The sequence below is a fragment of the Enterobacter sp. CGMCC 5087 genome, from assembly GCF_003144775.1.
GTDB classification, from domain to species: domain Bacteria; phylum Pseudomonadota; class Gammaproteobacteria; order Enterobacterales; family Enterobacteriaceae; genus Enterobacter; species Enterobacter cloacae_M.
Genome location: NZ_QFXN01000267.1, coordinates 1 through 8118, shown reverse-complemented (window position 1 = coordinate 8118; position 8118 = coordinate 1). Strand labels below are relative to the sequence as shown.

Here is an 8118-nt window from a genome sequence, read left to right as displayed (position 1 = left end):
CGCGATCGAACACGATGCGAAATCATGATCGACTACGGTGCGAACTGGCGATCGATCACCGTGCGAATATGCACTGCTTGCGCAGGTTGGCTTTCATACTGGTTTCGTCGGTGACATTGACCAGTTCGTAATGCATACCCACCAGCTGGTTAACCAGCTGCGTTTCTAACTCGTATTCGCTTTGCGTTGCCATCGGTATGTTGTGCCTTTTGTCGTTATGCAGGTCTGAAGTTGGCCGTATCTGATGATTTCTACACAAACATCTGCTGGAGCAGGCCTTGCTTCCAAGCTTTTAACTTGTCCAGTGCTGCTTTTTTGGTAGTGATTTTGTCGTCAATGGCAGAGAGAAATCTAGCAATTTTAGTTTGTTCTTCATCAGAAGGTTGGGGTACCGGAAGATCGAAGAAATCTGCTCCTGAAATATTCATACGGTCATGTCTGGCACCACTATTCGCTACACTTTTCATGTAATCATGCCAAACTGAACTTTCAAAAAAATATTTATAAAATTTCAACAAGCCTTTTTCAAAACGAAAAACCGTATACAAAGGAGACATAACTCCTTGAACCAGTTCATTTATTTTTATAGGACCGACGGGAGCCGTTGACGATATTCGCGGATTGTATACGAAATCACCGATTCTAACGACGTAATATCCTGTTAAGTTGCTCTCTGTAACAATCTCTCTTTCAAAATAGCTTTCTTGGATAACAATGCCTTGCGTGGCAGAATTGGTCAGAACTGTAATTACTGAATTATCTCTATTTTTAGTATTTACCTTAGAGGCTATTTTTTTTAGCTCTACCTCTTCCCAGTCCGAAAACTCGTCCCCGCTATCATCCTTAAACCGCAATTCCTGATTAAAAATCCTCTGCATCATGCCTTTTTTATACTGGCACAGTTGTTTGTATTGTTTATCTAAAAGCGTGATTTTTTCATCAACAGAGGAAAGGAAATCGGCGATTTTAGTTTGTTCTTCGAACTCAGGAAAAGTGGCATACCATTCGCATAAGTTCTTAAAATAAAGTCTGGTTCTGGTTCCTCCAGCCTTTTGTTGAATGGCAAATAATTTGAACTCATTAGTGTAGTTCAACTTTGATAACAGAAAATAATTATTAAGACCTTTGCCAGTAAAAACTGGATATTCTTTACTTACTGCAATTTCAGGAATTTTATCATTAAGGTTGAAATGGAACGTGTTGTCATCACTCATATGTCGATAAGTGATATATCCTAATGGAACTACACCATACTCACCATCATTTTTAAGTTCACGATCGGCAAAATATTCCGCTTGAGGTTTTAATCCTTGTCGAGAGGAAGAATAAACAGGTATGTTGGTATCAGAGGACACCTTTTTCTGGTAGATTTGTAGATAATCACCTAAGCGAATTTTAGTCCACTCTTTAGAAAATTTACTAAATCGAAGTTTTGGTGCTATCACTTGTTTGCCTCCACCAGCGTAAACGGCACTTCAATTCCTAACTCTTTACAGAATCCAGCAATGGTTTTATCAATCTCTGCTACTTTTGCTTCTAGCTCACGGATCTCTTGTGCAACGGCGTTGAGGTCAATTTCATCTTCCGTTTCAAAGGTATCGACATAGCGAGGGATATTGAGGTTGTAATCGTTATCCCGGACTTCTTCCAGAGTCGCAATACGGCTGTACTTTTCTTGAGCTTTCCAGTCATTGTAAGTATCGGCAATCTTGTCGATATGTTCCGGCAGCAGGCGATTCTGGGTTTTCACCTTCTCAAAGTCGTTGCTTGCGTCAATAAACAAAATACCGTCGTTGTGCTTGCGGCACTTACGCAGCACCAGCACACAGGTTGGGATACTGGTGCCATAGAATATATTCGCAGGCAGCCCGATGACAGCGTCAATACAGTTCAGTTGCTCAATCATGAACTTGCGAATATGGCCTTCAGCTGCTCCACGGAACAGAACGCCGTGGGGCAAAACTACCGCCATGGTGCCGTCATCTTCCAGGTGATAGAACATATGCTGCACAAATGCCATATCTGCTTTGCTGGATGGCGCGAGCTTACCGTATTGAGCAAAACGGTCATCGTTCATAAACAGCGGACTGGCGCTCCACTTGGCAGAGAACGGAGGGTTGGCGACAATTGCATCAAATTTCAGATGGATATGCTGCGGGTATTCCAGAGTATCTTCCTGCATGATTTCAAAATCAGCATAGTGAATACCATGCAAAATCATGTTCATACGCGCCAGGTTGTAGGTGGTGCGGTTCATCTCCTGACCGTAGATTTTACCTACGGAAGAGGCTTCACGTTTTACACGCAGCAGTAAGGAGCCAGAGCCACAGGTCGGGTCATAGACGTTCTTCAGTTTGAGCTTATGCGTGGTAACAATTTTTGCCAGCAACGTAGAAACCGGCTGCGGTGTATAGAACTCGCCCGCTTTTTTGCCTGCACCTGAAGCGAATTGCCCAATCAAATACTCGTAAGCATCGCCCAGAATGTCAGAACTGGCTTCACTCAGATTAAAACTCAGTTTGTCGAGCTCGGTGATAACTTTGCCAATCAGCTCATTTTTGGATTTAGCAGTATTTCCCAGTTTGCTTGAGCCTAAATCCAGGTCTTCAAACAGATTACTGAAGTCATCAGCGGAGTCAGTGCCCAGGGTGCTCTGCTCAATGTTGCGCAGGGTGGCAGCAAGATCTTCGAGGATAAAGCCTTCTCCGGCTCCTTTCTGGTCCTTCGCTACACGCTGAGCCATGGTGTGGAACAGATCGGTTGGGGGCAGAAAGTAACCCAGCGTCTGAATGCTGTCGTCTTTTACTGCATCAATGATGTCCTGATAAGCCGGATGCTCAGCGGTCAGTTCGTTATACTTGATTCCGTCTTCTTTCAGGATTTTGTTGGCATAGGTGACAAACTTCTCCGAAAGATACTTGTAAAAGATGAAACCAAGGCAATAGTCACGAAACTCATCGGCATGCATCTTACCACGCAGGGTATCTGCAATATTCCAAAGGCGGCTTTGCAGTTCACTTAAATTTTGCGCTTCAATCTGGGGCGACATACTTCTTCCTGTTGTTCTTGTAAGTCCCGGTTAAGGAATAATTACTGAATCATATCACTGAGCTGGCTCAGGATCTGTTGTTCGTTAAGGGCGGCCAAGCGTTCCTGGTAATGGCGTTTTTCAAGGGTTGCTAGATAGAGCCCACCGATTGCCTTCTGCTTATTAAGAGGAGGCAGCGTTGCAGTAAACTGACGTACCTCAGTAAGAGACAAACGAAATACAAACGTTGACCCCTGCGTTGCCAGAGCCTGCTGGCGGCGGCTTTCCCTGCTTTCATTGAAGTGCCAGACAAACCACGCCGGAACAACCTTACTGCCGTCAACTTCGACCCTGACATAGTTATTACTGAGCAGACGCCCGGTATGCTCAGGGCTGACGATAGCGGCCTTACCATGGATCAGGCTAATGACCACATCTCCCGTCCGGACTGACAGAACAGCCTGCGTGGGGCGCACAACCTGCTCTTTATCAGCGTTGATGGTATTACCCGGTTGCCAGCAGTCACTCATGAACTGCTCGGTCGCGTAAAAGCGACATGCTTCAGCCTCATCATTCTGTCTGATGCGACTGACATGGGCACCGGGAGTAAATGAAGCAACGGTGGAATAGGGTACTGGCTCAGCTTTCATTGAATAAATTTAAATTACAATGCATGTGGTGAGTCTATCAATCCGGGTTGTGAAGTCAACTGAATTTAAATTTATTACTTATAACTCTAGTTTTCAGGCTAGGTAGAAAGAGCCACGTTGGCGAGTTGTATGTTAGTGGCAGGCAGCGCATCAGATACGCTGCAGATTGTGCCGAGCTAGTTTTCGTCCTCAGGTCTGGGGAGGCAGCCTCTGGACCTCGGCTCCGTACTGTAGAGCCCGGATTTACAGATTCTGCAGTACTTACTCCCCTGGTATGCGATATCACACAGTACCACTTCTGAGGCGGTCTGATATTTCTGTCCACGGAACGCACTACCTGGCGAATAATATTAACGACCCGCGTGCTGTCGATGGCATAAAGCAGGCTATCCACAGCGGTATCGCACGTTACCGTGCGCGGGTACTGGAAGCGGTTGATCGCTTCAAAGGCTATACCCACATCGTGGTGGTGGGTGGTGGAGCCTGTCTGCTGGCTGATGACATTCGTACTCACGTGAACCTGCGAGAAGATCGTTTCTTTGTGGCTCAGGATCCGCAGTCCGCACTGGTACATGGCCTGAAAGCACTGGGTTAATAAGGTTGTCTAATGAGCCGAAGAAAAGTACTGATTTACCTTCGCCCTGCCACACATGCCAGCGAGCGCTTTGCTGATGCCCGGATAGAGGCACATCACCGGGGCGATCGCGGTGAGTTATCACGAACGGCGTTAATTGCAGGTATTGCGCTGGGGGAGATTGACAGTCGGTTGCCGTCGTTACTGGCCGCATTGTTGGCCGACAACACCAGCCCGGAAACGTTAAGTACTATGCTGGTCTCTTTTCTGAACATTCAGCAGGGATCGCGTCAGCCTGCATCGGTAGCAGCCACAGTACCAACACCAGAGGTAACGAAACGGCCCACCAGCAGTGTTTCAGCTAAGAATCTGGCGGGCTCCCTGCCAGAGTGAAATATTATTTCATCACCAAATGGAAGCAAAAAAATAATCCAGGACGCTCAGCCTATGTGGCCGGGCGTCCATTTATCGCTATATTCTTTTTTTCATCAGAAATCTCGTTGGGCATGAGCCTCTTATGCTCACGAAATGGTTCAGGTAACAGCCGGTAAACGCAAAATCCCTCGTCATCAGGCAAGCGTTCAGCGCTCAGATTACATTGAACCAGCAGCGCAGGAATGCCGTCGATATCGCCAGTAAGTCGCAGTTCCATCGGCCTGATAAGTTCACCCTTTTTGGTGAACACCTGATGCAGCTCGTCTTTCGGGGTGTAGATCGCACAAACATTCCCCGCTAATTTAGCTTTTTCTCCCCATTCTTTTGCGGACACCAGCCAGTCGATCCAGTCCATTGCCCGAAGGGTTTCGATCATGTACGTAAAGCGAAACAGCGTGCTCTGCTGCGTGAGTTCTCCAGAGCTGGCGAGCCAGATATACTCCACTTTGCTGTAAAGCCGCGCTGAAGGCCCGTAACGCTTACCCTGTTCTTGCAGCCAGATGATGTCCTGAGCTAACGTTCGGGGAAACAACTTGCGTTTTTGGGCTGTCAGCAGCCACTGCATGATAAACATGTGCGTCTGCAGGGGGGAAAGTGCTCTGCCTTCCTGTCTGGCAAGGCCAACGGCGGCCAGGATGCACCAGGCCAGGTGAGCGAGTTCTTCGGTCGGGCGTTTAAGGGATGTCGCGGTCAAACAAGTACTCCGATAGTAATTTTTCATCAATTTCAGTATAAACACAGAATACATCTTGCTTCAGGGTTATTTCCACGCCATATCACTTTTTATCTACATAGTGTTGGTTTATTATGGGCACTATAAGACAGACCATCGTTCAGTGTTTACTGTTACACTTAGTCATTATCTGTCGTGATTTTAAATTTTTTATAATTTTACTTTAAAAGAGAGAACGTAATGAAGTTTTTATTTTTTTGTTTGAGTTTTTTGATGGTTTCAACCTCTGCTCTAGCCAAGCAGAATAATAACCTTTTTTCATGTACGGCAAAAACAGGAGAGAAAATACGGCTCTATATTAGCAACGATCATTTTGTTATTAGTATAAATAACGATATAATAAAATCAAGAAATACTGCAGAAGAAATCAAAGATAGTTTTAAGCCGATATCGGAATATAATGATGAGTATCTGGAGTTTAACGCATCTGATAAATACGTATCGGTAGGTAACTTTAACCAAGGAGATGACTCAGATGATAATCCAAATAACAAATTAAATATTTCATACTTGAATGACAACAAGCCTTCAGAAAACTATATTTGCACTGATGACTATGAAAATAATATATCAACTCTTCTGTTGAATTAATAGCCCCTATTGGGGCTTTAACCGGGCAATCATCTTCTTTCTTTGTCTTTTTTTATTTCTTTCATCTCTTAAATATTTAGCTCTGGCATAGCCTTTTTTAGCTTCATCTTCATTCTTATCCGTTCCTGTACATTTAGTGACTTTGGGATCATGCCATTTTCCCCATAAAAATGATTGTATTGGATTTTTATAAATGTCACTCTTCTCAAAAGAGAATTTATTCTCTTCCTCCAATAAAGAGAGATGTTCAGACTCCAATATATTAGCTATTGCATTAAATCGGGATAATCTTTGATTATAGCCATTGAATCCACCATTAATGACGGCAACAACTTTATTAAAATCATCTGCATCAGCATAATCCTGACATTTTGTTTTAGTGCAGTAATACCAAAACCCTGATAGAAATGCATAAGGTAAACTTGAAACCAATTCGTACCCCTTGTTTTTCTCATCGGTGAGATTTTTCCCGCATTCTACTCCGTATGATAGATAGTTAGCTCCACCTGTTAGCTGCATTATTCCTCTTCCGAAATAAGGTGCATAAGGTTTTTTGCTACCTCCTGACTCAGTCATCGTACTGAAATTACCCGTTTCTCCACATGCCTGAGCCAGAAAATGAGTTTTAGCCCGGCAAGTGGATATTCCATTCCAGGGCATCCAGAGATTCAGCAAATCAAGATAGTTTTTTAAATCAGTTTCATTTGTGCAGCCTGTTGCGATCTTTTTAAACTCATCCATTGTAATGTCCCGATCACAGGCACAAGTAGAAGATAACTTATCTTCCTGATGTTTCACGGGCTTATGTGCTGCCTGAGCATGCTGTGGCGTACCTAAATCAAATACTGAAGCACGCATGGCAGAAGGGCTCAGGACCATGTGATCGGTGCTGTATTTTGCTTTTTCACAGGAGGGAAGTAATTCCGCCATGCAGGAGCAAGTGCTTTTACTGTGGATGGATCCAGCCAGACCGATACCTTTGTAAGACATTTGGGGAACGGACCCCATAATCTGATAAACCTTACCGTCCTTGCCGCACGTGACAGAATCACCAGCCCTTGCTACTGGCAGTCCGAGAATCTTACACTTATCCTGGCTGGGATAAATTACGCCACCGCAGGTTGTCCTGTCGTACTTTCTCAAAAAATAACCGGTTGACATTCAGACTTCCTTTTTCACTTGTTACATAAACAGCCTACACAAAGGTAAGCTGTTTATGTTTTTGAGCTATCAGAATATTTTTTTGTATGTTGGCAGAATGTCATGCGCCACCAGCGCGATCTCAAGATCGTTGGATAACGTAATATCAGCCTTGTTTGAGCCATCAAAGAAATCTCGTTTGGTCACGAATAACGTACCAACAGGTTGTCCATCTCGTTTGATAGAATGCATCTGTTTAGGAAGATTCAGCGCCTTTTCATCGTAGCTTTTATCGATGTAGAACATCCAGCCGACAGGAAGACGGTCCGGGAAGACCATTGACTCATGAAGACTGTATCCGTTTGTTTCCAATCGTAGGATGTGCGGTGATATTTTATCTATTATCTTCAATACAAATTGAGAAGCGAAATTCATTGCCTCTGCTTCATTTTTATAACAATGATTTATTTCGTATGAAAATTTATTTACATCACCTTGAATATAGTTCCCAAACTTAATTGAGTCTTCATTCAAACTCCAGATTGCAGATGTAACAAACGGAAGATCATCTTTCAGATAGTTTGTCATAAGTAGCATGGCATCATCTGACAGTTCCCCATCATGAAACATTTGGTATTTCATGGCATCTTCTTTTGATTCTCCAGGCAGGAACCAGTTTTCTTTGCCGCATATTCCATTATACAGTTCAACTATCTGATCCAATCTGTTAAGAATGTCACCAGGATTGTTAGCAACTTCTTTTATAAAGAGAGTCAGCTCCATTACTCGCATAATTTAGCGCTCCTATGGCGTGTAGAATACAGTGATATTAGGTAGCATATTTAATGATTTTTTATAGTAGGCGTAGCTGATTGGCTGCATACAGTGCCAGTGGCATTCTGGAATACCTTCACACAGATTCAGTGCCCCTTGCTGTCTTTTAGCCTGATTCTCTGTATCGAAAACC

At 43.9% G+C, this 8118-nt stretch carries 10 protein-coding genes; 3 read left to right on the top strand and 7 right to left on the bottom strand.

Annotation, left to right across the window (positions count from 1 at the left end; translation table 11 throughout):
• Nucleotides 1-55: 55 nt before the first annotated feature.
• The 4 genes from DEO48_RS26850 to DEO48_RS23085 are packed head-to-tail and all read right to left on the bottom strand — an operon-like array spanning nucleotide 56 to nucleotide 3558.
• Nucleotides 56-193 carry a hypothetical protein gene (locus tag DEO48_RS26850; RefSeq protein WP_181367048.1) on the bottom strand — a complete coding sequence of 46 codons (138 nt, stop codon included), beginning with the start codon at nucleotides 191-193 and terminating at the stop codon, nucleotides 56-58.
• 58 nt (nucleotides 194-251) lie between these two features.
• The gene (locus tag DEO48_RS23095) at nucleotides 252-1445 is read right to left on the bottom strand and encodes a restriction endonuclease subunit S (RefSeq protein WP_109846409.1); all 1194 of its coding nucleotides are present in this window, start codon (nucleotides 1443-1445) and stop codon (nucleotides 252-254) included.
• Nucleotides 1442-3049 (bottom strand): type I restriction-modification system subunit M, encoded by a 1608-nt coding sequence (locus tag DEO48_RS23090; RefSeq protein ID WP_109846408.1) that lies wholly within the window; start codon nucleotides 3047-3049, stop codon nucleotides 1442-1444. The genes DEO48_RS23095 and DEO48_RS23090 overlap by 4 nt, the downstream gene beginning before the upstream one ends.
• Nucleotides 3050-3090: 41 nt before the next feature.
• On the bottom strand, nucleotides 3091-3558 hold the full coding sequence (locus DEO48_RS23085; protein WP_258306167.1) for a restriction endonuclease subunit S: 468 nt from the start codon (nucleotides 3556-3558) through the stop codon (nucleotides 3091-3093).
• Nucleotides 3559-3952: 394 nt separating this feature from the next.
• On the opposite strand from DEO48_RS23085, the gene DEO48_RS23080 reads away from it, so the two are divergent.
• Nucleotides 3953-4273, top strand: a complete 321-nt coding sequence (locus DEO48_RS23080) for a plasmid segregation protein ParM (RefSeq protein WP_258306165.1) — start codon at nucleotides 3953-3955, stop codon at nucleotides 4271-4273.
• 12 nt (nucleotides 4274-4285) lie between these two features.
• On the top strand, nucleotides 4286-4645 hold the full coding sequence (locus DEO48_RS23075) for a plasmid partitioning/stability family protein (protein WP_109846406.1): 360 nt from the start codon (nucleotides 4286-4288) through the stop codon (nucleotides 4643-4645).
• 52 nt (nucleotides 4646-4697) lie between these two features.
• Here the strand turns inward: DEO48_RS23075 and DEO48_RS23070 are convergent, their stop codons facing one another.
• The gene (locus DEO48_RS23070) at nucleotides 4698-5426 is read right to left on the bottom strand and encodes a DUF2913 family protein (RefSeq protein ID WP_258306164.1); all 729 of its coding nucleotides are present in this window, start codon (nucleotides 5424-5426) and stop codon (nucleotides 4698-4700) included.
• Nucleotides 5427-5600: 174 nt separating this feature from the next.
• On the opposite strand from DEO48_RS23070, the gene DEO48_RS23065 reads away from it, so the two are divergent.
• Nucleotides 5601-6011 (top strand): hypothetical protein, encoded by a 411-nt coding sequence (locus tag DEO48_RS23065; protein WP_109846405.1) that lies wholly within the window; start codon nucleotides 5601-5603, stop codon nucleotides 6009-6011.
• 6 nt (nucleotides 6012-6017) lie between these two features.
• On the opposite strand, the gene DEO48_RS23060 is transcribed toward DEO48_RS23065, so the two are convergent.
• Together DEO48_RS23060 and DEO48_RS23055 are read right to left on the bottom strand one after the other, a co-directional pair.
• Nucleotides 6018-7172, bottom strand: a complete 1155-nt coding sequence (locus DEO48_RS23060) for a PAAR domain-containing protein (protein ID WP_109846404.1) — start codon at nucleotides 7170-7172, stop codon at nucleotides 6018-6020.
• Nucleotides 7173-7241: 69 nt separating this feature from the next.
• Nucleotides 7242-7943, bottom strand: coding sequence for an Imm52 family immunity protein (locus tag DEO48_RS23055; RefSeq protein ID WP_109846403.1), 702 nt, complete (start codon nucleotides 7941-7943; stop codon nucleotides 7242-7244).
• Nucleotides 7944-8118: the final 175 nt, after the last annotated feature.

Bases quoted from the DNA above. Each gene is read 5' to 3' on its own strand.
- DEO48_RS23055 (WP_109846403.1), bottom strand. From the start codon at position 7,943: ATGCGAGTAATGGAGCTGACTCTCTTTATAAAAGAAGTTGCTAACAAT.
- DEO48_RS23090 (WP_109846408.1), bottom strand. From the start codon at position 3,049: ATGTCGCCCCAGATTGAAGCGCAAAATTTAAGTGAACTGCAAAGCCGC.
- DEO48_RS23075 (WP_109846406.1), top strand. From the start codon at position 4,286: ATGAGCCGAAGAAAAGTACTGATTTACCTTCGCCCTGCCACACATGCC.
- DEO48_RS23060 (WP_109846404.1), bottom strand. From the start codon at position 7,172: ATGTCAACCGGTTATTTTTTGAGAAAGTACGACAGGACAACCTGCGGT.
- DEO48_RS23085 (WP_258306167.1), bottom strand. From the start codon at position 3,558: ATGAGTGACTGCTGGCAACCGGGTAATACCATCAACGCTGATAAAGAG.
- DEO48_RS23080 (WP_258306165.1), top strand. From the start codon at position 3,953: ATGCGATATCACACAGTACCACTTCTGAGGCGGTCTGATATTTCTGTC.
- DEO48_RS26850 (WP_181367048.1), bottom strand. From the start codon at position 193: ATGGCAACGCAAAGCGAATACGAGTTAGAAACGCAGCTGGTTAACCAG.
- DEO48_RS23065 (WP_109846405.1), top strand. From the start codon at position 5,601: ATGAAGTTTTTATTTTTTTGTTTGAGTTTTTTGATGGTTTCAACCTCT.